The sequence below is a fragment of the Herbaspirillum sp. GW822-FHT03A08 genome (assembly GCF_058801885.1).
The window spans coordinates 334,744-357,113 of sequence record NZ_JBXANR010000001.1; the positions used below are offsets into that span (position 1 = coordinate 334,744).

At 60.3% G+C, this 22,370-nt stretch carries 12 protein-coding genes; 4 read left to right on the top strand and 8 right to left on the bottom strand.

The window, feature by feature from the left end; all coding sequences use genetic code 11:
* Window positions 1–2 precede the first annotated feature (2 nt).
* Entirely contained in the window at window positions 3–3,986 is a 3,984-nt protein-coding gene (locus tag AC1RN6_RS01630) for a translocation/assembly module TamB domain-containing protein (RefSeq protein ID WP_493002567.1), read from the top strand.
* A 111-nt stretch (window positions 3,987–4,097) separates the two neighbouring features.
* Here the strand turns inward: AC1RN6_RS01630 and AC1RN6_RS01635 are convergent, their stop codons facing one another.
* The 3 genes from AC1RN6_RS01635 to AC1RN6_RS01645 are packed head-to-tail and all read right to left on the bottom strand — an operon-like array spanning window position 4,098 to window position 7,461.
* On the bottom strand, window positions 4,098–5,093 hold the full coding sequence (locus tag AC1RN6_RS01635) for a magnesium and cobalt transport protein CorA (RefSeq protein ID WP_493002568.1): 996 nt from the start codon (window positions 5,091–5,093) through the stop codon (window positions 4,098–4,100).
* Window positions 5,094–5,115: 22 nt separating this feature from the next.
* A complete protein-coding gene (locus AC1RN6_RS01640; protein ID WP_493002569.1) occupies window positions 5,116–6,006 on the bottom strand; it encodes a DMT family transporter in 891 nt (296 codons plus the stop codon).
* 30 nt (window positions 6,007–6,036) lie between these two features.
* Window positions 6,037–7,461: a DHA2 family efflux MFS transporter permease subunit gene (locus tag AC1RN6_RS01645; RefSeq protein WP_493002570.1), complete on the bottom strand. Its 1,425-nt coding sequence runs from the start codon at window positions 7,459–7,461 to the stop codon at window positions 6,037–6,039.
* A gap of 245 nt (window positions 7,462–7,706) precedes the next feature.
* Between AC1RN6_RS01645 and pabB the strand changes: the two genes are divergently transcribed.
* A complete protein-coding gene (gene pabB / locus AC1RN6_RS01650; protein ID WP_493002572.1) occupies window positions 7,707–9,554 on the top strand; it encodes an aminodeoxychorismate synthase component I in 1,848 nt (615 codons plus the stop codon).
* Between the two features lie 37 nt (window positions 9,555–9,591).
* On the opposite strand, the gene AC1RN6_RS01655 is transcribed toward pabB, so the two are convergent.
* From AC1RN6_RS01655 to AC1RN6_RS01675, 5 genes are all read right to left on the bottom strand, one after another.
* Window positions 9,592–11,058, bottom strand: coding sequence for an efflux transporter outer membrane subunit (locus AC1RN6_RS01655; protein ID WP_493002574.1), 1,467 nt, complete (start codon window positions 11,056–11,058; stop codon window positions 9,592–9,594).
* Window positions 11,059–11,084: 26 nt separating this feature from the next.
* Window positions 11,085–14,330 (bottom strand): efflux RND transporter permease subunit, encoded by a 3,246-nt coding sequence (locus AC1RN6_RS01660; RefSeq protein WP_493002576.1) that lies wholly within the window; start codon window positions 14,328–14,330, stop codon window positions 11,085–11,087.
* 22 nt (window positions 14,331–14,352) lie between these two features.
* Entirely contained in the window at window positions 14,353–17,517 is a 3,165-nt protein-coding gene (locus tag AC1RN6_RS01665; RefSeq protein WP_493002578.1) for an MdtB/MuxB family multidrug efflux RND transporter permease subunit, read from the bottom strand.
* 10 nt (window positions 17,518–17,527) lie between these two features.
* Window positions 17,528–19,132 carry an MdtA/MuxA family multidrug efflux RND transporter periplasmic adaptor subunit gene (locus tag AC1RN6_RS01670; RefSeq protein ID WP_493002580.1) on the bottom strand — a complete coding sequence of 535 codons (1,605 nt, stop codon included), beginning with the start codon at window positions 19,130–19,132 and terminating at the stop codon, window positions 17,528–17,530.
* A 320-nt stretch (window positions 19,133–19,452) separates the two neighbouring features.
* Window positions 19,453–19,980: a Spy/CpxP family protein refolding chaperone gene (locus tag AC1RN6_RS01675; RefSeq protein WP_493002582.1), complete on the bottom strand. Its 528-nt coding sequence runs from the start codon at window positions 19,978–19,980 to the stop codon at window positions 19,453–19,455.
* Between the two features lie 207 nt (window positions 19,981–20,187).
* On the opposite strand from AC1RN6_RS01675, the gene AC1RN6_RS01680 reads away from it, so the two are divergent.
* Window positions 20,188–20,916 carry a response regulator gene (locus AC1RN6_RS01680; protein ID WP_493002584.1) on the top strand — a complete coding sequence of 243 codons (729 nt, stop codon included), beginning with the start codon at window positions 20,188–20,190 and terminating at the stop codon, window positions 20,914–20,916.
* Window positions 20,913–22,343 carry an ATP-binding protein gene (locus tag AC1RN6_RS01685; RefSeq protein ID WP_493002586.1) on the top strand — a complete coding sequence of 477 codons (1,431 nt, stop codon included), beginning with the start codon at window positions 20,913–20,915 and terminating at the stop codon, window positions 22,341–22,343. Before AC1RN6_RS01680 ends, AC1RN6_RS01685 begins: the two co-directional genes overlap by 4 nt.
* Window positions 22,344–22,370: the final 27 nt, after the last annotated feature.

A 22,370-nucleotide genomic window follows, 5' to 3' on the forward strand; every position in this document is an offset into this window, starting at 1 on the left:
GCATGACCGCTCCGACAGTATCTGACGCCAACGACAACCAGCAAGCGCCTGCCCCTGCTCCACGCAAAAGCAGGCATGTCGGACGCTGGCTGCTGGTGGCCGTCATTGCATCACTGCTCGCGCTGACGGCAGCAACGGCCTGGCTGGCCGGCACCGACAGCGGTACACGCAATGCATGGCGTGTTGCGGTCTGGGCGATGCAAGGCAAGTTGTCCGGGCAGCTTGTCGGCGGCAATCTGGCCGACGGCATACGCCTGCGCGATCTGCGCTACCGTGATGCGGCCATGCAGCTGGATATCGATCGCATCGAGTCCAGTTGGCATCTGTCTTTGCGTCAACGCCGGTTGACGGTGTCTTATCTGCACGTCGGTACGGTCGACATCAACAAGCAGCCGACACCGCCAACGCCAACTGCTCTCCCGTCCTCACTGAGCCTGCCGCTGGCCCTGAACCTGAACGACATCTCGCTGCAGCAGCTGCGCCTGCAAACAGGCACCTCCATCACCGAACTCAGCGGCCTGCAATTGCATGGCACATCCGACGGCGTGCAACATACCCTGGTGCTGGACAAGCTCACCACGGCCTTCGGCCGGGCGACAGCCCTGCTGCATCTGAACGGCAAACGGCCTTTTGCCACTAGTGGCGGCCTCGAGCTGGCAGGCTTGTATCAGCAAGAAAAGCTGCAGGAAAAATTTCAGCTGGCTGCGCAATTGTCCGGCTCCCTTGAAGAACTCGGTATTGCCCTGACCGCTACCGGCGACAAACTGAATGGCTCCGCCGATGTCGTCGCCACACCTTTCGCCGCCGTCCCGCTGAAGAAGGCCAAGGTCGACCTGCAACACATCAATCCGCAAACCTTCAGCGCGAGCGCACCGAAAGCGGATCTGCGACTGCACGCCGATCTGGCGCCGGTAGCCGGGGCTACCGCCGACAATTTGCGCGTATCCGGCGATGTGACAATCAGCAATGCCATTCCGGGCAGCATTGATCAGCAGCGCTTGCCGCTGACGTCTGTCAAGGCCAGTGTCGATCTGGGCGTGGACAGCCAGCAGTTGTCGGATCTGCACATCGCGCTGCTTAACAAGGCAGGCATCACCGGCAAAGGGCAATTTCGCCCAGCGGACAAGGCCGGCAATTTTGACTTCCAGATTGCCAATCTGGACTTGCATGCCATCCATCGCGACCTCAAGCCGACCGCGCTGCGCGGCCCGCTCACCGTACGGTTGAAGCCGGATGCGCAAGATATCGTCCTCAAACTGCAGGACGCCGTCTACAACGTCCAGGCTGACACCACCATCACCGCCGACAAAGTGACGCTGAATCAAGTCCAGCTGACCGCCGCCAAAGCACGGCTTGAACTGGCCGGCACCTTGGGTACGGTTGGTGCGATGAATTATGCATTCAAGGGCAAACTCAGCAACTTCGATCCGTCTCTGTGGATGCGCACCGGCACGGTACCGGCAAGCGCCGGCAGCAAGGGTGCGAAAAACGCCGGCGACAGATCAATCTCGGCACGCATCAACATGGATTTCGATACCAGCGGCTCGCTCTCTCCCGCACTGCAAGCGAAGCTGGCCTTCAATATCCACGACAGCAGCTATGACAATCTGCCCATGAGCGGCAACGGCAAAGTGCAACTGGCCGGCAAGCGCCTGCTGCCCAGCACCGTCGACTTGCTGGTGGCAGGGAATCAACTGCAACTTAAAGGTGCGTTCGGCGCGCCGTCAGACCGTCTCGACGTACATATCAACGCACCTCAGCTGGCGCGGCTGGGATTCGGCATCTCCGGTCTGCTGAAGCTGGATGGCCAGGTCACCGGCACCATGCAGCGACCGAATCTGCGCGCGACCTACCGCGGCGAACAACTGGCGTTTGGTCCGCATCATCTGAACAAATTCGATGGACAAACCGATTTGCAAACTGACCTGGCGGGCGGTGTGGCATCGGCCAACAACAAACTGCAATTGAGTCTGAACGGCGAAGGCTATAGCGGTCCGGACGCCGTACTCAAGCAACTGAAACTGAATCTGTCCGGCACCTACGGCAGCCACCAGCTGGCGCTGCAAGCCGATGGCCGCATCAAGGATCAGACACTGGCCTTGCAGCTCAATGCTCATGGCAAAATCACTGAAGACAAGACCGGCTACGGCTGGAACGGCGTCATCGACAAGCTGGATAATCAGGGCCTGCCGCGCATCGCCCTGGCCTCGCCGCTAAGCCTGACGCTGGCGCCCGATACAGTGATCGCCGGTGCGACACGGCTCAACATCGACAAGATGGCCATCGACCTGCGCAACCTGAGCTATCAGCAAGGCCGCATCCGCTCGGAAGGCAGCGCCAAGGCCGTCGATGTCGGCCGCCTGATGGAACTGGTGCAGGAAATGACGGGCACGCCGCCGCCGGTCAAGACCGATCTGGTGTTCGATGCCGACTGGAATTTCGCTCTGGCGGAAAGCGCCAGCGGCTTCCTGCAAATTGCGCGCAAGAGCGGCGATGTCTCCGTCAACACCGGCAGTTCGCTGGTGGCGCTGGGGCTGTCGGCGTTGCAATTGCGCATTGACCTGGCCGGACAGGAAGCAAAATTCAACGGCCGCATGGCCGCCAGCCGCATCGGTACGGTGGAAGCAGACGGCCAGGCCGGCTTCCTCCGGCAGGATGGCATCCTCGCACTGACTGCGGACTCGCCGCTCAAGGCGCAAGCACGACTCAACGTACCTGACGTCAAAACCATCGGCGCCCTGCTCGGCCCGCAATACAGTCTCAACGGCAAGCTGGCGATGGAACTGAACGCCGGCGGCACGGTGGCCAAACCGCGCCTGTCGGGTTCCATCAACGGCGACAACCTGGCCGTGACCTTGTTCGATCAGGGTATTCAGCTTAAGGATGGCATCGCCCGCATCGTCATGGACGACAATGTCATCGACTTGCGCCAGATCGAATTCCACGGCGGCGACGGCACCTTGCGCGCCACCGGCAAAGTGCAGCTCGGCGCGTCCGATCCCGACCTTAACGCCACCATTGTGGCCGACCGCCTGCAACTGTTTGCCAGCCCCGACCGCCAGTTGATGCTGTCGGGCCAGGCCAAGCTGGCCAACGTCAACGAACAGTTGCGCATCGACGGCAAATTCGTGGTCGACAAGGCCTTGTTTGACTTGCCCAAGAGCAGCGCCCCCAAACTCGGCGACGACGTTGTGATCGTACGCAAAGGCAGCAAGGCCAAAGCCGGCGCCGCCGCGACGTCGAAAGAAAAACTGACCGCCGCCACCGAAAAGCCCGCCGGCCGTTTTGCGCCGGTGATGAATATCCAGGTCGATCTGGGCAACAACTTCCGCTTTAACGGCAGCGGCGCCGACCTGCGTCTGCGCGGCGACATGACGGTGCGCAGCGAACCTTTGCTCCCCTTGCGCGCCACCGGCACCATCAACGTTGCGGAAGGCACTTACGAAGCCTTCGGCACCAAGCTTAACATCGAGCGCGGCATCATCAACTTCCAGGGCCCCATCAGCAATCCGAATCTGAACATCCTCGCGATGCGCCGCAATCAGGATGTCGAAGCCGGCGTCGAAGTCACCGGCAACGCCAACCAGCCGCGCGTGCGCCTGGTGTCGGAACCGAACGTGCCGGACGATGAAAAACTGTCATGGATGATGTTCGGCCACGGCAGCGACAGCTCCGGCCTCGGCCAGCGCAGCGCCAGCAGTCAGGCGCTCGCCTTCGTCGGCAATTTTGGCGGCAAGAAGATCGCCAAGGACATCGGCCTCGATCAGTTCTCCATCGGCGCGAGCGAATCGGGGCTCTCCGACGAACAGGTCGTCAATCTCGGCAAGGCGATTTCGGAAAAGCTCTCGGTCGGTTACGAGCAAAGCCTGACTGGCGCCGCCAGCATCGCCAAGGCAACCTGGCAATTGTCGCGCCGCTGGTCGGTGGTGGCGCGTACGGGCACCATCAACGGTCTGAATATTCTGTACAACCGCCGCTTCGACTGAAGCAGGATGAGCCGATAGCCTGAATGTACAGGCGTAAAAAAGGGCGGTCACATCCGCCCTTTTCTTTTTTCTTTGCATTCATCCGCCAGGACCGCATCCCCGAGCCTGCCGCTACAGCCACCCTGCTCTGCGCAAGCGACGCCACAGCAGCGAACAGCCGGTGAAAATGCCCACCAGCACCAGTGGGAAACTCCATTGCCAGGACAGGCCCGGCATGTTGGCGAAATTCATGCCATACAGGCTGAAAATCATGGTCGGAATCGCCAGAATCGCACCCCAGCCGGCCAGGGTCTGCACAATTTCATTCTGATGGATGGTGACCTGCGCCAGGTTGATCTGCACCGCCGATTCAACCATTTCACGCAGGCGATCGCCAGTATCGATGAAGCGCACTACGTGATCGTAAATGTCGCGGAAGTAGACCTTGCCTTCCTTGGTGATCAGGCCTTCGTGGAAGCGCAGCAGTTGGTTGCAGACGTCCAGCAACGGCGATGCTGCCGAGCGCAGGCGGATCAGTTGGCGTTTTAATTGGTAGAGTTCCTGCAGATAGGCTTTGCCGGTATTGGCGGCAGGATCGAACAGTTGCGCTTCGTACTGGGTAAATTTGGCCTCGAGGTCGTCCATGATCGGACGGTAGTTGTCGACCACGAAGTCCATGATGGCGTACAGCACGAAACTGGGGCCGCGCCCCAGGCGCTCGGGCAACATCTCGCAGTGCTCGCGCACCTTGGCGTAGCTGCGCGAAGCGCCGTGGCGCACGGTGATCACGAAGCGCGGGCCGGTCAGGATGTGGGTTTCGCCAAACAGTATCTCACTTGTCTCGCCGCTGGCCAGTTGCGCGGTGTGCAGCACCACGAACAGAGTGTCGCCGTATTCCTCGATCTTGGGTCGCTGGTGCGCAGCGTAGGCATCTTCCACCGCCAGCTCGTGCAGGTTGAATTCTTCCTTGATCTTGTTCATCAGCTCGACGTTCGGTTCGAGCAGGCCGAGCCAGACGAAGGTGCCCTCCTCCTCCAGCACGTCGCTGATTTCGTCCAGGGTAATGTCGCGCAGCTTCTTACCCTTCTTGTAGACCGTGCAGTTGACGATCATGTTTGTCTCGATCATGTTGTACCTTTTTTGATGTCGATCAGACGGCCGGGCGGACTATTCTTTGCTTCAGCATTTGCGCCAGCAGCACACCGACCAGCGTAATGCCGCCGCCGATAGCATGATACGAATGCACGGACTCGCCCAGAGCCACCACTGCGATTATGACGGTAAAAATGGGAAACAAGTTCATGAACACCGTCGCGTGGCTGGCGCCCAGATGCGCGACGCCGTTCATCCACAGAATCTGCGAAATGATGGATGCGGCAATCGCTGCATATAGGAGCAACGGCAGATTGGCCGCCGTCACCGGCGAATACGGCGCCAGCAGGAATGGCGGGAACAACAGCACCACTGCAATCCAGATCTGCAGATACAGAAGATGCCAGGAGGCAATCGGCAACGCCCATTTGCGTAGCAGCACACCGTATAAAGCATACGCCACCGTCGCCAGCAACATGAGGATGTCGCCGAACACCACGCCGTGCTCGAACAGCTGCATCGGATGGCCTTTGCCGATCAGAATCATCAGTCCCAGCAGCGACAGTACACCGCCCACCAGCGTGCCCCAGGTCGGCGGCTCACGCAGAAACAGGCTGCTCAACAGCAGCGTCAGCAACGGCATCAGCGAAGCAATCATCCCCATACTGGTCGCGGACGACGTCGCTGCGGCGAAGTAGGCAAGGCTCTGATACAGCACCATACCGAGCAAGGCCAGCACGAGAATCTTGGGCAGATGCGGCCGTATCGTACGGCGTTGCCGCCAGACCGGTTTCAGCAGGAACGGCGTCAGGATCAAACCTGCCAGCAGCCAGCGGTAAAAGGAAATCGCCGCCGGTTCGATCAGGCCCGCCGACATCTTGCTGACGACAGTATTGCCGGCCCAGATCAATACTGCTCCGAGGGGAAAGACGCTGTATTTGAGTTGCATGTCGAGAATTTTTTCAGCGTTTATGTTGACTTATGCCGAAGTTGGCTTGGCGGCCGAGGCAGATTCAGAAGCGCGTCCGGCCAGCTCGGCGCCGGCATTCGCCGGCAGACGCATCAGCAAGGGAATCGAAAACGAAGCCGCCACCGCAACCGTCAGGAAGGCAGGCCAGAAGTCCTGCGCCACCAGCGTTGCATGGCCCTGCAAATGATTCGAAGTCTGCAAGGCGAAACCGCCCAGCACCACGCCCATTCCCACCGACAACTGCTGCGCCACGCTGGCGATGCTGGTGGCCTGGCTCAGCTTGTGCGTATCGACATCTGCATAAGAAATCGCATTGAGGCTGGTGAATTGCAAGGAGCGGAAACAGCCGCCGATCAGCAGCACGATCAGCATCACCGCATACGGTGTGGTCTGGGTAAACAAGCCGATGGCCGCCAGCGAAATCACGCCGCAGGTGCCGTTGATGATCATCACGCGGCGAAAGCCATAGCGCTTGAGGAATTTTGCCGCGATCGTCTTCATGAACATGGCGCCGGCCGCCGAAGCGCAGGTCAGCAAACCGGAATGGAAAGCGGTGAAACCAAACCCCAATTGCAGCATCAGCGGCAACAGGAAAGGAATCGCACCGATCCCCAGGCGGAACAGCGAACCACCACCGACGCCGGCCTGCAAAGTCGTGATCTTCAACAGGTTCAGATCGATCAGCGGATATTCGGTACGGCGCGCATGCCATACGTAGGCCACCAGCGACAGCGCTCCGATCGCCACACATGCCAGCGAGATTTCTCCCGACACCAGATGCCGGCCGGCGGTCGCCAGCCCCATCATCAGCAGCGAACATCCCAGCGCCGACAAGATGAAACCGGGCCAGTCAAGCGGCGCGACCTGCGCTTCTTTTTTGTTTTCAATGAAGCGCGTGGCCAGATACAGGCCGAGAATGCTGATCGGAATATTGATGAAGAAAATCCAGCGCCAGTGAAAATACGTTGTGATGAAGCCGCCCAGCGGCGGCCCCAGCACCGGGCCGAACATCGCCGGAATCGTCAGGTAGCTGAGCGCCTTGACCAGATTGGCCTTGTCGACGCTGCGCAAGATGACCAGCCGTCCGACCGGGACCATCATCGCGCCGCCGATGCCCTGAAAGAAGCGCGCGGCGACAAACTCCGGCAGGTTCTGCGAAATGCCGCACAGGATCGAGCCCATCATGAAGACGCAGATCGCCGAGCGGAAAATCGTCAGCGCGCCGAAACGGTCCGCCATCCAGCCGCTGATCGGGATGAACACCGCCAGACTGACCAGATAAGACGTCAACGCCAGTTTGAGCGAAATCGGGTCGACCGCCATATCCACCGCCAGCACCGGCAACGAGGTGGAAATCACGGTGGAATCCATCTGCTCCATAAACAAAGCGCAGGCAACGATCAGGGGAATGGTGAATGTGCGCGGAAATGCCATCGGACGAAAATGAGAGTGGAGAATGGATCGTGATTGCTTCGGTTGCAACTAATTGCAGCTGATTGCAACTACCCGGGCGACCGGTCCGGATATGGGGAAATGTCTTCCAGTATACCGGTTAAGCTATGATGCTGCCGGGCACGCATATCAGGCGGATGCGCCCTCTCCGCCTGCAATGCCTCGCGCAATGCGCCATACTTGCCATCCCTTGTGAATTCGCACCGTTTTTTTGCTCTTTTTGTCCCATGACGCAGCCCCTTTGCTTTGCTTTGCTCGACGACAACGATGTGCGCGCCGCGACACCGCGCTCACGCCTTTACACGGGCTATCTCGCCACGCTGAGCTGCCGCAGCGCTGCTGAACTTCCGGTGTTGCTTGCCGAGATGGAAAAGGCAATCCAAGGCGGTTTGCACGCGGTCTCCTTGCTGCACTACGAACTGGGCACCGGCCTGCATGGCATTGATCCTCATCCGGCGGCCGGGGATGCTGAACCGGCACAGGCAGAAATATTACTATTCAGACAACATCAGTTCTTGAGCGCAGCAGAAACAACCGCCTGGCTGCAAGAGCAAGCCGACACCGACGCAGCAAACGCAAGCGGCGCCGCCAACATCCGCGCCAGCGTGGATGAGGCCCAGTTCACTGATGACATCAAGCGTATCCGCGACTACATTGCCGCCGGCGACACCTATCAGGTCAACTACACTTACCGCCTGCACTTCGACGTCTATGGTGCGCCGACCGCTTTGTACAACAAGCTGCGCGCGCGTCAGCCGGTACCTTACGGCGCCTTCATCCGCCTGCCGGATCAGCGTTGCATCCTGTCGTTCTCACCGGAACTGTTCGTGCGCCATGCGCGCGGCACGCTGCATGCACAACCGATGAAAGGCACCGCGCGCGCCAGCGGCGATGCGCAAGAAGATGCAGTGCGCGCCAATGCGCTGTCGAACGACGACAAGAATCGCGCTGAAAACCTGATGATCGTCGATCTGCTGCGCAATGACCTCGGCAGAATCGCCGTAAACGGCTCGGTATCCGTACCGCATCTGTTTGCGGTCGAGCGGTTTGGGCAAGTGCTGCAAATGACCTCGACCATCACGGCGCAGTTGCGTCCTGATGCCACACTGGCAGAAATATTCGCCGCGCTCTATCCCTGCGGTTCGATCACCGGCGCGCCCAAGCGGCGCACCATGCAAATCATCAGCGAACTGGAAAGCACGCCACGCGGCCTATACACAGGCGCCATCGGCTGGTTCGACGCAGCTGATGATGACGGTGCGATCGGCGATTTCTGCATGTCGGTGCCGATCCGCACTTTGGTATTGCAGGCGCCTCAAGACGGTGTGCGCAACGGTGAAATGGGTGTCGGCGCCGGCATCGTGTATGACAGCAATGCCGCCGATGAATATGCCGAATGCAAACTGAAGGCGAGTTTCCTGACCGGACTGGAAAGCGATTTCAGCCTGTTCGAAACCATCTACGCCACGCGGGAAGACGGTTGTCGCCATCTCGATCTTCACATGCGACGCCTGCAGGATTCGGCGGATTATTTCAACTTCCTGTTTGACGCCGATGCCATCCGCACTGCGCTCAATCAGGCTTGCGCGCAACTGCCGCCGGCCACGCCGCATCGCCTGCGGCTCGACCTGCAGCGCGATGGTGCGCTGCGCCTGCAACAAGGCCCGTTATCGCCGTTAGTGGAGCCGCTCAAGGTATTTGTCTCGCCGGTCGTCACCAGTAGCAATGATCTGTTTTTACGCCACAAGACTTCCGTCCGCACGGTCTATGACGACGCGTGGAAAACCGCCGAACGTCACGGCGGCTTCGACATGCTGTTTTTCAATGAACGCGATGAACTGACCGAAGGCGGACGCAGCAGTGTTTTTGTAAAACTGGATGGTCGCTGGCTGACGCCCGGTCTGTCGGCGGGCGTGCTGCCTGGAGTCATGCGCGAAGTGTTGCTGGCCGATCCCGATCTGGCAGCAAATGAAGCGATCATCACCCGCGCGGATCTGGCGCGTGCAGAAGAGATTGTTGTGTGCAATGCGCTGCGCGGCATGTTGCGCGCGCAGCTGGTCGACTTGCCGCATTGAGCTCGACCTGCATTTTACGTTAGCCGAGTCAAGCGCCCTACTTGCGCGCAACCGGTTGCAAGTCATTCAGACTGGCGTCGCTCCAGCCGCCGCCCAATGCCTTGGCCAGCAACACGCTGGCGGCCATGCGGCGGTTGAGGATATCCAGCGCCGTGCGCTCCGCTGAAAATGCGGTGGTCTGCGCGGTAATCACGTTCACGTAGCTGACAGTACCGGCCTTGTATTGATTGGTGACAAGCAGCACCGCCTGACGTGCGGACAGCAGTGCTTCATTCTGCACAGAGGCCTCCTGCTCCAGGATGCGCAGCGCAGCCAGATTGTCTTCCACTTCCTGAAACGCGGTCAGCACGGCCTGCTTGTACTCCGCCACAGTGCCGTCATAGGACGCGATGGCCTGATCGGTCGCGGCACGGCGCAAGCCGCCGTCAAAGATCGATTGCGCCAGTTGCGGGCCGAGCGACCATACGCGGCCCGGCAGCGAGAACCAGTCGGCGAAGCTCGAACTCTGATAGCCGCCTGAAGCGGACAGCGTCAGACTTGGGAAATACGCCGCCTTGGCCACACCGATCCTGGCATTGGCCGCTGCGACGCGACGTTCGGCTGCGGCCACGTCGGGACGGCGCTCCAGCAGCATCGAAGGCAAGCCTTGCGGAATCGGCGGAGCAGTTGCTTCCAGCGGCGCCTTGGGCAGGCTAAAGGTGGATGGTGTCTTGCCGACCAGCAGTGCGATCGCGTGCTCGATCTGAGCGCGCGAAACGCCATTGTCCAGCGCCGACGCCTGAGCTGAGTTCAACTGGCTCTGCGCCTGAATCACATCCGATTTGGCGACGATGCCGGCAGCATACTGGTTCTTCGTGAGCTGGTAGGAGCGCTGATACGCCTCCACTGTGTCTTCCAGCAGCTTCTGCTGGGCGTCCAGCACGCGCAGTTGCAGATAGTTCTGCGCCAGTTGAGCCTGTGCCGAGAGGCGGGTCGCCGCCAGATCGGCCGCACTGGCCTGTGCGCTGGCCTGGCTGGCCTCAACATCGCGCCGCACCCGTCCCCACACGTCGGCTTCCCACGACGCGTTCAGTGCAAATGAATAGGAATTGCGCACGCCGGCGGCATTGGACGAGGAAGAATTGTTGGAACTACTGCCCGAGCGACTGCGCGTAGCGGAAGCCGAGGCATCCAGCGTCGGCGAGTAAGCCGCGCGCGAGGTCTGCACCAGCGCCATGGCGCTACGGAAATTTGCTTCGGCCAGCGCCAGGTTCTGATTCGAAATATCGACCTGCCCGACCAGTGCGTCGAGCTGTGTATCGCCAAACATTTCCCACCATTTGCCGTCGGCGGTCAGTTCGCTCGGTTGCGCGGGTTTCCAGTTCTGGCCTTCCTTGAAGACGGCGGGCGCTTCGGCCATCTTCGGACGTACATAGTCGGGACCGACCGAGCATGCAGCAAGCGCCAACACCACAGGGGCCAGCGAAAACATCGTCAGAGTGCGGTTGATTTTTGCGTGTGTCATTTTCATTTCTCCGTAGGCGCCGCTGCTTAAGCCGCGCCCGAATTCCCCGAGTGCGCCGAATTTGCCGAATCTGCTCGCGCCGTCTTGCGTTCAAACAAGCCCTTGCTCCAGAGACGGAAACGCTCCATGTACAAATAGACGACCGGAGTGGTGTACAGCGTCAGCATCTGGCTGACGATCAGACCGCCAACGATCGAAATCCCCAGCGGCTGACGCAGCTCGGCGCCGTCGCCGGTACCCAGCGCCAGCGGTATCGCACCCAGCAGCGCTGCCATGGTGGTCATCATGATCGGACGGAAGCGCAGGCTGCACGCCTCAAAGATCGCTTCACGCGGCGACAGGCCGCGGGTGCGTTCCGCCTGTAAGGCAAAGTCGATCATCATGATGGCGTTCTTCTTGACGATGCCGATCAGCAGGATCACGCCGATCAGCGCAATCAGGCTGAAATCGGTCCCGGTCGCCAGCAAGGCCAGCAGCGCACCGACACCCGCCGATGGCAAGGTGGAAAGAATCGTGATCGGATGCACCAGGCTCTCATACAAAATGCCAAGCACGATATACACCGCCAGCAAGGCCGTCAGAATCAGCAAAGGCTGGCTGCCCATCGACGACTGGAAGGCGTTGGCGGTGCCGGCAAACGCGCCATGCACTGCCGTCGGCACGCCGAGACGCGCCAGCGTGTCGTTGATCACCTCGGTTGCTTGCGACAACGACACGCCCTCGGCCAGATTGAAGGAAATCGTCGAGGCGATGAACTGACCTTCGTGACTGACGCTCAAGGCCGTTGTCGTCGGCGCGAAACGCGAGAACGACGTCAGCGGCACCTGCTTCGATGCCGCCGTGGACAGCGTCAATGCCAGCGACGAATTGGAGTTGAGTTTACCGCCCGCCGTCAGCGCCGGCGGCGTACCCAGCGCCGACGTCGTCGGCGACAGATTGGCGGTGCTGTTGGCCAGGCTGACGTAGGTGCTGTTCAGGATTTCCGGACTTTGCCAGTATTGCGGCGCGGCTTCCATCACCACATGGTATTGGTTCATGCCGCTGTAAATCGTGGAAATCTGCCGCTGTCCGAACAAATCGCTCAGGCTGGCGTCGATCAGCTGCGGTGTGACGCCGCTGCGGATGGCCGTCTCACGGTCAATCGTCAGCGTGGTCTGCAAACCCTTGTCCTGCTGGTCGGTGGTGACATCTTCCAGCTGCGGCAAGTTGGAGAACGCCAGACGGATCTTCGGCTCCCAGACGCGCAGCGCCTCCAGATCATCCGATTGCAGTGTGAACTCGTACTGTGAATCGCTCTGGCGCGCACCGACGCGGATGTCCTGCGCTGCCTGCAGGAAGACGTTGGCGCCGGCTACGTGCGCCAGCTTGCTGCGCAGACGGGCGATTACTTTGTCGGCTGAAATCTTGCGCTCAGACAAAGGCTTTAGCGCGACGAACATGCTGCCGCCGTTGCGCCGCCCGCCGCCGGTGAAAGCTGTGACGTTGTCCACTGCAGGATCCTGGCGCACGATCTCGATGAACTCATTGAGTTTGATCCGCATCGCCTGGAAGGAAATCGACTGGTCGCCGCGAATACCGCCGATCAAGCGGCCGGTATCCTGTTGCGGAAAGAAGCCTTTGGGCACGATCACATACAGATAGACATTGAGCGCGATGGTGGCAAACAGGATGACGATCATCAGCGGCGAGAAGCGCAGCGCCCACGCCAGCGAACGTTCGTAACCGCGCAGCATGCTATCGAACAGACGTTCCACCGCAGAGAAAAATCTTCCCGGTTTGCGCTCTTGTTCACTCTCGCGCTTGAGCAGTTTGGCGCACATCATCGGCGTGGTCGTCAGCGATACCAGCAGCGAGACCAGAATTGCCACCGACAGCGTCACCGCAAATTCGCGGAACAGGCGGCCGACGATGCCGCCCATCATCAGGATAGGGATAAACACTGCAATCAGCGAAATGCTCATCGATAAGACCGTGAAGCCGACTTCGCGCGCGCCGATCAGCGCCGCCTTGACCGGCTTCATGCCCTGTTCGATATGGCGCGAGATGTTTTCCAGCACGACGATAGCGTCGTCGACCACGAAACCGGTCGCAATCGTCAATGCCATCAGCGACAGGTTGTCCAGACTGTAGCCCAGCAGATACATCACGCCGAAGGTGCCGATCAGCGACACCGGTACCGCCACACTGGGAATCAGCGTGGCGCGCCAGTTGCGCAGGAAGATGAACACCACCATGATCACCAGCGCGATCGACATCAGCAAGGTTTTCTCAGTGTCCTTGAGCGAGGCGCGGATGGTCGGCGTGCGATCCATCATCACCTCGAGATTGATCGCATGCGGAATCGATGCGCGCAACTGCGGCAGCAAGGCCATGACGGAATCAACGGTCTCGATGATGTTGGCTCCTGGCTGGCGATTGAGGATCAGCAGCACCGATGGCTTGCCGTTGGCGGAGCCGGCATTGCGCACGTCGGCGACCGAATCCTTGACCTCGGCCACATCGCGCACGCGCACCGGCGAACCGTTGCGATAGGAGACGATCAGCGGCGCGTACTCGGCGGCGGTCTTGGCCTGGTCATTTGCATAGATCTGCCAGTTGCGGTCGCCGTCTTCGACGATGCCCTTGGGACGATTGGCGTTGGTGGCGGCGACCGCCGTGCGCACATCGGCCGAACCGATGCCGTATTTGTTAAGCGCGGTCGGATTCAGTTCGATCCGCACTGCCGGCTGCGAACTGCCGCCAACGCTGACCTGGCCGACACCGCGCACCTGCGACAGCTTCTGCGCCAGGATACTGTCAGCAGCGTCGTACATCTGCCCTTGCGTCATGGTGTCGGAGGTCAGCGCCAGAATCAGGATAGGCGCATCCGCAGGATTGACCTTGCGATAGCTGGGATTGCTCGGCATGCCGGACGGCAGCAGATTGCGCGCAGCGTTCAACGCAGCCTGCACGTCGCGCGCGGCGCCGTCGATGTCGCGCGTCAGATCGAACTGGAGCGTGATGCGGGTGGAGTTGAGCGAGCTCGACGAGGTCATCTCGGTCACGCCGGCGATGGCTCCCAACGCACGCTCCAGCGGCGTGGCGATGGTGGCGGCCATGGTTTCAGGACTGGCGCCGGGCATTGAGGCGGAGACGGAAATGGTCGGATAGTCGACCTGCGGCAGCGGCGACACCGGCAGCAGCCGGAACGCCACCATCCCCGCCAGCGCGATGCCGATGGTCAGCAAGGTAGTGGCGATGGGTCGTTCGATAAAGGGACGCGAAATATTCATGCTGTCTTATGTCGTTCCGGCGTCAGGCATGCGGCGGCAGGGATGGCGCCGACGCATCAGGTGTATCGTCGTCCAGATCGCTCGCGTCATAATCACGCGGCTTGTCCTTGCCGAAACGCTTGCGCATGCGCTTGGCCAGGCTGTCGAAACCAAGATAGATCACCGGCGTGGTGAACAGCGTCAGCACTTGCGACACCAGCAAACCACCCACCATCGTGATACCCAGCGGCTGGCGCAGTTCCGAGCCGACGCCGGTACCCAGCATCAGCGGCAACGCGCCGAGCAAAGCCGCCATAGTCGTCATCAGAATCGGGCGGAAACGCAGCAGACAAGCCTGGTAAATCGCTTCGCGCGGGGACTTGCCTTCGTTGCGCTCGGCTTCGAGCGCGAAGTCGATCATCATGATGGCGTTCTTCTTGACGATACCGATCAGCAAGATGATGCCGATGATGCCAATGATGCCGAGATCGTTGCGCGAGATCATCAGCGACAGCAGCGCCCCCACGCCCGCCGACGGCAAGGTCGACAGAATCGTGATCGGGTGGATATAGCTTTCGTACAGCACACCGAGCACGATGTACATCGTGATGATCGCCGCCAGGATCAGCCACAGCGTGTTTGACAGCGACGCCTGGAAAGCCAGCGCGGCACCCTGAAAATTGGTGGCGATGCTGTCGGGTAGATTGATGTCCTTCTCGGCAGCCTGGATAGCCTTGACGGCTTCACCCAGCGACGAGCCGGAAGCCAGGTTGAACGACACCGTCGCGGACGGGAACTGGCCGAGGTGATTAACCACCAGCGGTGCGGTGCGCTCGGTCACTTTGGCGATGCTGGCCAGCGGAATCTGATTGCCGTTGGAGGCGACCAGGAAGATGCTGTTGAGTGCATCCGGTCCTTTCTGGAATTCCGGCTTCACTTCCATCACCACACGGTATTGATTCGATTGCGTATAGATGGTGGAAATCAGGCGCTGGCCGAAGGCGTTGTACAAGGCGTTGTCGATCGCAGCCGTAGTGATGCCCATGCGCGAAGCGGCGTCGCGGTCGATCTCGACATAGGCTTGCAAACCCTGATCCTGGACATTGCTGGCGACGTCGGCCAGTTCCGGCAACTGGCGCAGATGCTCCACCAGCTTCGGCACCCAGGTGCTGAGTTCGCCGGCATCGGCGTCTTCCAGCGTGAACTGGTATTGCGTGCGGCTGACACTGTCCTCGATGGTCAGATCCTGCACCGGCTGCATGTAAAGCGTGATGCCGGGGACTTTTTCAGTCAGCTTGGGCTGCAGGCGGCGGATGATGTCGCTCGCGCTGATGTCGCGCTCGCTATGCGGCTTGAGGTTGATCAGCATGCGGCCGCTGTTGAGCGTGGCGTTGATGCCGTCGACACCGATGAAGGACGACAGGCTGTCGACGGCAGGGTCTTCCAGCAAGACTTTCGCCAACTGCTGCTGGCGCTCGGCCATGGCGCCGAAGGACACCGATTGCGTCGCTTCCGAAATACCCTGGATCACACCGGTATCCTGCACCGGGAAGAAACCCTTGGGCACGTAGATGTACAGCAGCACGGTCAGCGCCAGCGTGCCCAGCGCCACCACCAGCGTGGAGCGCTGGCGGTTGAGCACCCATTCCAGCATCACGCCGTAGCGCGCAATGATGCGGTCAAAGAAGGCGCCGCTCTTGTGATAGAACCAACCCTGTTTTTCTTCCGGCACGTGATGCAGCAGACGTGCGCACATCATCGGCGTGAGCGTGAGCGAAACCACCGCCGAAATCAGAATCGCCACCGCCAGTGTGACGGCGAATTCGTGGAACAGGCGCCCCACTACGTCGCCCATGAACAGCAGCGGGATCAGCACGGCAATCAGAGAGAACGTCAGCGAGATGATCGTGAAGCCGATTTGCTGCGCGCCCTTCAATGCCGCCTGCAGAGGCTCCATACCCTCTTCGATGTAACGCGAGATATTCTCGATCATGACGATCGCATCGTCGACCACGAAGCCGGTGGCGATCGTCAGTGCCATCAGTGTCAGATTGTTGATCGAAAATCCGGCCGCGTACATGATGCCGAAGGTGCCTACCAGCGACAGCGGCACGGCCACACTCGGAATGATGGTTGCCGGGATATTGCGCAGGAAGATGAAGATCACCATCACCACCAGCACGATCGACAGCAGCAGCTCGAACTTGACGTCGTCCACCGAGGCGCGGATGGTGGTGGTGCGGTCCGTCAGAATCTGCACATCAATGGCGCCCGGCAAGCTGGATTGCAATGTCGGCAGGATCTTCTTGATGCTGTCGACCACGGCAATCACGTTGGCGCCGGGCTGGCGCTGGATGTTGACGATGACGGCGGCGGACTCGTTGGCCCAGGCGCCGAGGCGAATGTTTTCTGCGCCGTCGACCACTTCCGCCACATCGGAGACGCGGATTGGCGCGCCATTCTTGTAGCCGATGATGAGATTGCGATATTCATCGGCGGACTTGAGCTGATCGTTGGCGTCGATGGTGGAGGCGCGCGTCGGACCGTCGAAGCTGCCCTTGGCCTGATTGACGTTGGCGTTGCCGATGGCGGTGCGGATGTCATCCAGGTTCATGCCCAGCGAGGCAATCGCACGCGGATTCAATTGCATGCGCACGGCAGGACGCTGACCACCCGACAGACTCACCAGACCGACGCCGGAGAGCTGGGAAATCTTTTGCGCCAGACGCGTGTCGATCAGATCCTGCACCTTCGGCAGCGGCAAGGTTTTGGAGGTCACCGCCAGCGTCAGGATCGGCGTATCAGCCGGATTGACCTTGCTATAAATTGGCGGCGCCGGCAAGTCGGACGGCAATAGATTGCCGCCGGCGTTGATCGCGGCCTGCACTTCCTGCTCGGCGATGTCGAGGCTGAGATCGAGGTTGAATTGCAGCGTGATCACCGATGCGCCGCCTGAGCTGGTCGACGACATCTGGTTGAGGCCCGGCATCTGGCCGAACTGACGTTCCAGCGGCGCGGTCACCGAGGACGTCATCACATCCGGGCTGGCGCCGGGATACAGCGTGACGACCTGGATGGTCGGGTAATCGACTTCCGGCAGGGCCGACAGCGGCAACTGCTTGTAAGCCACGATGCCGGCCAGCAGAATCGCCAGCATCAGCAGCGATGTGGCGACCGGCCGGAGAATAAACAGGCGTGAAGGATTCATGCTTCAGCCTTTATTTGTTTGCATTGGCGTTGCCTGCAGCGGGAGCTCCAGCGGTAGAGGAATCACCGCCATTGGCGCGCTGCTGGCGGCGCATTTCCATCATGCGTTGACGGCGCTGGTCTTCGGGCAGCTTTTTGATTTCTTCGCCGAACTCGCCGGCGTCGATGCGCTTGTTGATCTCGGCCCAGCGTTTTTGACGCTCTTCGGGTGTCAGGCTCTGCCCGCCTTGTTCACCTTGCGCGGCTGGCGCACCGGCTGCACCACCGGCACCTGCAGCGCCATCGCGTTTGTGACGGCGCGGACCGGCTTTTTCAGTCAGCTTGTTGGCAGGATCGTCAGCGCCGCCGCGCATGACAGGTTCGACCTTGGCGCCTTCGCGCAGACGGTCGATACCGTCGACCACCACGGTTTCGCCGGAGGCTACGCCGTCTTCAATCGCGGTCACGTCGCCTTCGGTCGGACCGGTCTTGATGTTGCGCACGGTGACGGTGTTGTCTTGCTTGACGACATAGACAAACAGCCCCTTGGAACCGCGCTGGATCGCGGCACTTGGAATTACCGTCGCGCCCTGGCGGGTGTCAAGCAACATGCGGATATTGACGAACTGGTTCGGGAACAGCGCGAAGTCGGTATTCGGGAATTGCGCCTTGAGCTTGACCGTACCCGTGGTTGCGTCGACCTGATTGTCGATGGTCAGCAAAGTGCCGCTGGCCAGCTTGTTCTTTTGCTCGCGGTCCCAGGCGTCGGTCGGCAATTTCTTGCCGGCCTGCAGTTGCTTCATGACGGCTGGGATATTGTCTTCGGGGATGCTGAAGATGGCCGTGATCGGTTGCACTTGCGTGATGATGACGATGCCGCTGGTGTCGCTGGAATGGACGATGTTACCGATATCGACCTGGCGCAGGCCGGTGCGGCCGCTGACTGGCGCGGTGACACGCGAATAGGTCAGTTGCAGACGCGCGCTGGCGAGGTTGCCCTGATCGGATTTGACCGTGCCTTCGTATTGTTTGACCAGTGCGGCCTGAGTGTCGACTTGCTGGCTGGCGATGGAGTCTTGCGCCAGCAGCGTGCGGTAACGCTTGAGATCGAGCTGGGCCGCATTGAGCAAGGCCTGGTCACGTGCCAGTTGGCCTTCGGCCTGGGTCACGGCGACCTGGTAAGGACGCGCATCGAGTTCCGCCAGCAAGTCGCCTTGCTTGACCAGTTGGCCTTCCTTGAAATGCAATGACATCAATTGACCGTCGACACGGCTGCGCACCGTCGCGGTCGCGGTCGGCGTGACGCCGCCAAGACCGGTCAGGTAGACATTGACATCCGCCGTCTTGGCCAGCGCCACACCGACCGGCGACAAACCCATCGTGCCGAAACCGCCCGGGCCGCCGGCGCCGCGCTTACCCTTGCCGGGGCCGCCAGCACCTCCCTGGCCTCCTGGACCGCCCTGACCCTGGGCCTGCTCGGCGGTCGCCGCGCGCTTGTGGCTCCAATAGGAATAACCGCCGCCCGCTAACACGACCAGCAGGATCCAGAACCACCAGCGCCTGAGCAAGCCCGGTTTGCCGGCGGAGGAAGAGGAAGATGGCGTTTGCTTGTTATCGGGAGTTGGTGTGGTAGTCATCTTGGAAGACAGGAAACGGATAGGTTTTAATCAAGACATTTCGTGAACATCAGCATTGTCGCGGGAGACAGGTAGCGGGTGTTCACAAAATGCGCTCGGCGTCAGTTGCAAAAGCGGTTGCAGAAGCAGTTGCAGCAATCAGGCCAAGAAACGGCTCTCGGAGCGAAGCTGGAAAAGCCAACTCGATATTATGGTGCAGAAGCATGACGATACGATGATGAAATGCAGGAAATGTTCATCGTTGCATCGCAAAAAACATTTTAAAAATTAAAAGGCCTTGCGCATGAAAGTATGCGCAAGGCCTTGATTACAAAAGAAACTTACTTCTTTGGACCATGGTCGTCGCCGTGTCCATGGCCGAAACGACCATGTTTGAAGCGATGTTCTTCCATTTTGCGGAATTCCTGGTCGAAGGTTTTTTGCTGCTCAGGCGACAGAACGGCATAAAATTCCTTGGTTGCGGCGATACGGTCCGTCATGCGCGCTTCCATTTTCTTCATCATGTCCAGATGGCGGTCCAGGCGTTCCGGCGTGGTCAGCTTGTTCCATTCATCCTTGCTCGGACGCACCGGCGGCGTGGCCGGACGCGTTGGCGTGGTCTTCTCGGTGAAGGTCTTCCAGGCGCCCTCCTGCGCGGCGGTGATCTTCAGTTTGTCATGCAATTGTGCCTGGCGCTTGGCGCGGTGTTGTTCGAATTTGGCGATCTGGTCGGCGGTCGGCGCATGGCGTCCGGCAGGGCCTGGGCCGTTGCCATCGGCCGGCGGCATCTGGGCGAACGAGGACATGGCTGTCAGACCGATACCTGCGGCGGCAACGCCGATCATCAGGTGTTTTTTCAGATTTAACATAGTGTGTTTCCTTTCGTGAGAGTGCTTTCTGCACGCTTCACATTTAACGCTCACGGTGTAACCGCGATTTTTCCCGTGTTGCTCGATTTGTATCGTTTTGTATATGGGAAAGGCGGCTTTGTTTCTCTCTATGTCTGGCGGCCGCCCTGTTATCCCAATATACAATTCAGCGTCGCCCTCTTTACAGGAATTGTCATAATGGCCGCCATGGACACAAATTCTCACATTTTGGTGGTCGATGACGACCGCGAGATCCGCACCTTGCTGGCGGAATATCTCGACGCCAATGGTTTTCGCACACTGACGGCGACCAATGGCGCCGACATGCGCAAGGTGCTGGACGAATCGCGCGTCGACCTGATCGTGCTGGACCTGACGCTGCCGGGCGAAGACGGCCTCACGCTGTGCCGCAACCTGCGCTCGCAATCGAACGTGCCGGTAATCATGCTGACCGCGCGCGGCGAGCCGCTGGACCGCATCCTTGGCCTGGAAATGGGCGCCGACGACTATCTCGCCAAGCCGTTTGAGCCGCGTGAACTGTTTGCCCGCATCCGCAGCGTATTGCGCCGCACCCAGGCATTGCCGCCCAACATGAGCCGCTCGGAAGCCAAGGCGATGCACTTTTCGGGCTGGATGCTGGATCTGACGGCGCGCCATCTGCTGAGTAACGACGGCGTGGTGGTGGCGCTGTCGGGGGCGGAATTCCGCATGCTCAAGGTTTTTCTCGACCATCCCAACCGGATCCTCAATCGCGACCAGTTGCTGGAGCTGACGCAGGGCCGTGAGGCCGATCCGTTCGATCGTTCGGTCGACATCCAGATCAGCCGTCTGCGCCAGAAGCTGGGCGACGACGCACGCACCCCCACCATCATCAAGACCATCCGCAACGAAGGCTATGTACTGGCGACGACAGTGACCATGGAAACCCCTGAATGAAAAATATCTTCAGTTCGTTTTTTAGCTCGATGGCCAATCGGGTCTTTCTGATCCTGTTGGCCGGGATTGTGGTGGCGACCGTCACTACCACCTGGCTGGCTTCCAACGAACGCCGCAATACGCTCAAGGAAATCCGCTACCAGCACGTCGCAGAGCGCGTAGAGCAATTTGTGCAAGCACTTGACGAGATCAGTCCCGAAGCGCGCCGCAACGTCTTGCAGGCAGCAGGCAGTTTTGGTTTTGAGGCAGCGATGGTCGACAGCATCGGCGATACCGTCAGCCGCAGCTCCAGCCCGATGTCGGACATCCTGAAAGCGCGTCTGGGCGCCGACCGTCAGATCGTGGTCCAACGCGAGAGCGACTGCACGCCGCGGCCACCTCGCAAGGACCTGCCCGCTCCGCCCGGCAAGCCGCGCATGGAAACCTGCCGCGTGATCTATGTCAGCCTGCAAGATAAGGCGTTGCTGCGCCTGCGCCTGCACATACCGGGCGAACCGCCGTCATGGCGGGGACGGGGCGGCGACATGGGATCGTTCAGCGGCACGCCTTATATCCTGTTGTTCCTGGTCTTGATCGCGATGCTGGCGTATGTGGTGGCGCGCATGACGGCACGTCCGATCAAGCAACTCGCCAGCGCCGCTGCGGAACTCGGTCGCGACATCGATCACCCGCCGCTGGCAGAAAAAGGCCCGACGGAAATTCGCCTCGCGGCCAAGGCATTCAACGCCATGCAGGCACGTATCCGCCGTCAGATCCAGCATCGCACACACATGCTGGCGGCCATTACGCATGACTTGCAGACGCCGCTGACGCGTCTGCGCCTGCGCCTGGAAAAGGTCAGCGATGGAGAGTTGCAGCAAAAACTGATTGATGATCTGGCCGTCATGCAAGGCATGGTGCGCGAAGGACTCGATCTGGCGCGCAGCATGGATTCATCCGAACCGATGCAACGCCTGGATATCGACTCGCTGCTCGACAGCGTCTGCGCCGATGCGTCCGACGCCGGTCAGCAGGTCCAACTGACCGGCACCACGCGATCCTTCATCGTTGCACAGCCGAATGCCCTGCGCCGCTGCCTGACCAACCTGCTCGACAATGCCTTCAAATATGGCCAGCGTGCGGATGTCTCGATTGCGCGGGACGACCTGCTGCCCAACCGCGTGCTGATTTGTATCCGCGACTATGGCCCGGGGATTCCTGAAGACCAGCTGGAAGCGGTGTTCGATCCTTTCTATCGCCTGGAAACGTCGCGTTCGCGCGATACCGGTGGCACCGGCTTGGGGCTGACGATTGCGCGCAATATCGCCGAGAACCACGGCGCCCTGCTGAATCTGCGCAATTATCGCAACGGCGGCCTGGAAGTGCTGCTGTCGTTGCCGCTCAAGCAGTCCGGCGGCAAAGTCCGCAGCAAGCCGGCTCAGAACTGAAGAATATGTGAGCAGGGAAGGCGCGCC

What these genes read in the sequence shown, in the direction of transcription:
- AC1RN6_RS01685 (WP_493002586.1), top strand. Translation starts at nt 20,913, where the DNA reads ATGAAAAATATCTTCAGTTCGTTTTTTAGCTCGATGGCCAATCGGGTC.
- AC1RN6_RS01640 (WP_493002569.1), bottom strand. Translation starts at nt 6,006, where the DNA reads ATGCAACTCAAATACAGCGTCTTTCCCCTCGGAGCAGTATTGATCTGG.
- AC1RN6_RS01665 (WP_493002578.1), bottom strand. Translation starts at nt 17,517, where the DNA reads ATGAATCCTTCACGCCTGTTTATTCTCCGGCCGGTCGCCACATCGCTG.
- AC1RN6_RS01635 (WP_493002568.1), bottom strand. Translation starts at nt 5,093, where the DNA reads ATGATCGAGACAAACATGATCGTCAACTGCACGGTCTACAAGAAGGGT.
- AC1RN6_RS01670 (WP_493002580.1), bottom strand. Translation starts at nt 19,132, where the DNA reads ATGACTACCACACCAACTCCCGATAACAAGCAAACGCCATCTTCCTCT.
- AC1RN6_RS01660 (WP_493002576.1), bottom strand. Translation starts at nt 14,330, where the DNA reads ATGAATATTTCGCGTCCCTTTATCGAACGACCCATCGCCACTACCTTG.
- AC1RN6_RS01645 (WP_493002570.1), bottom strand. Translation starts at nt 7,461, where the DNA reads ATGGCATTTCCGCGCACATTCACCATTCCCCTGATCGTTGCCTGCGCT.
- pabB (WP_493002572.1), top strand. Translation starts at nt 7,707, where the DNA reads ATGACGCAGCCCCTTTGCTTTGCTTTGCTCGACGACAACGATGTGCGC.
- AC1RN6_RS01675 (WP_493002582.1), bottom strand. Translation starts at nt 19,980, where the DNA reads ATGTTAAATCTGAAAAAACACCTGATGATCGGCGTTGCCGCCGCAGGT.
- AC1RN6_RS01680 (WP_493002584.1), top strand. Translation starts at nt 20,188, where the DNA reads ATGGACACAAATTCTCACATTTTGGTGGTCGATGACGACCGCGAGATC.
- AC1RN6_RS01655 (WP_493002574.1), bottom strand. Translation starts at nt 11,058, where the DNA reads ATGACACACGCAAAAATCAACCGCACTCTGACGATGTTTTCGCTGGCC.
- AC1RN6_RS01630 (WP_493002567.1), top strand. Translation starts at nt 3, where the DNA reads ATGACCGCTCCGACAGTATCTGACGCCAACGACAACCAGCAAGCGCCT.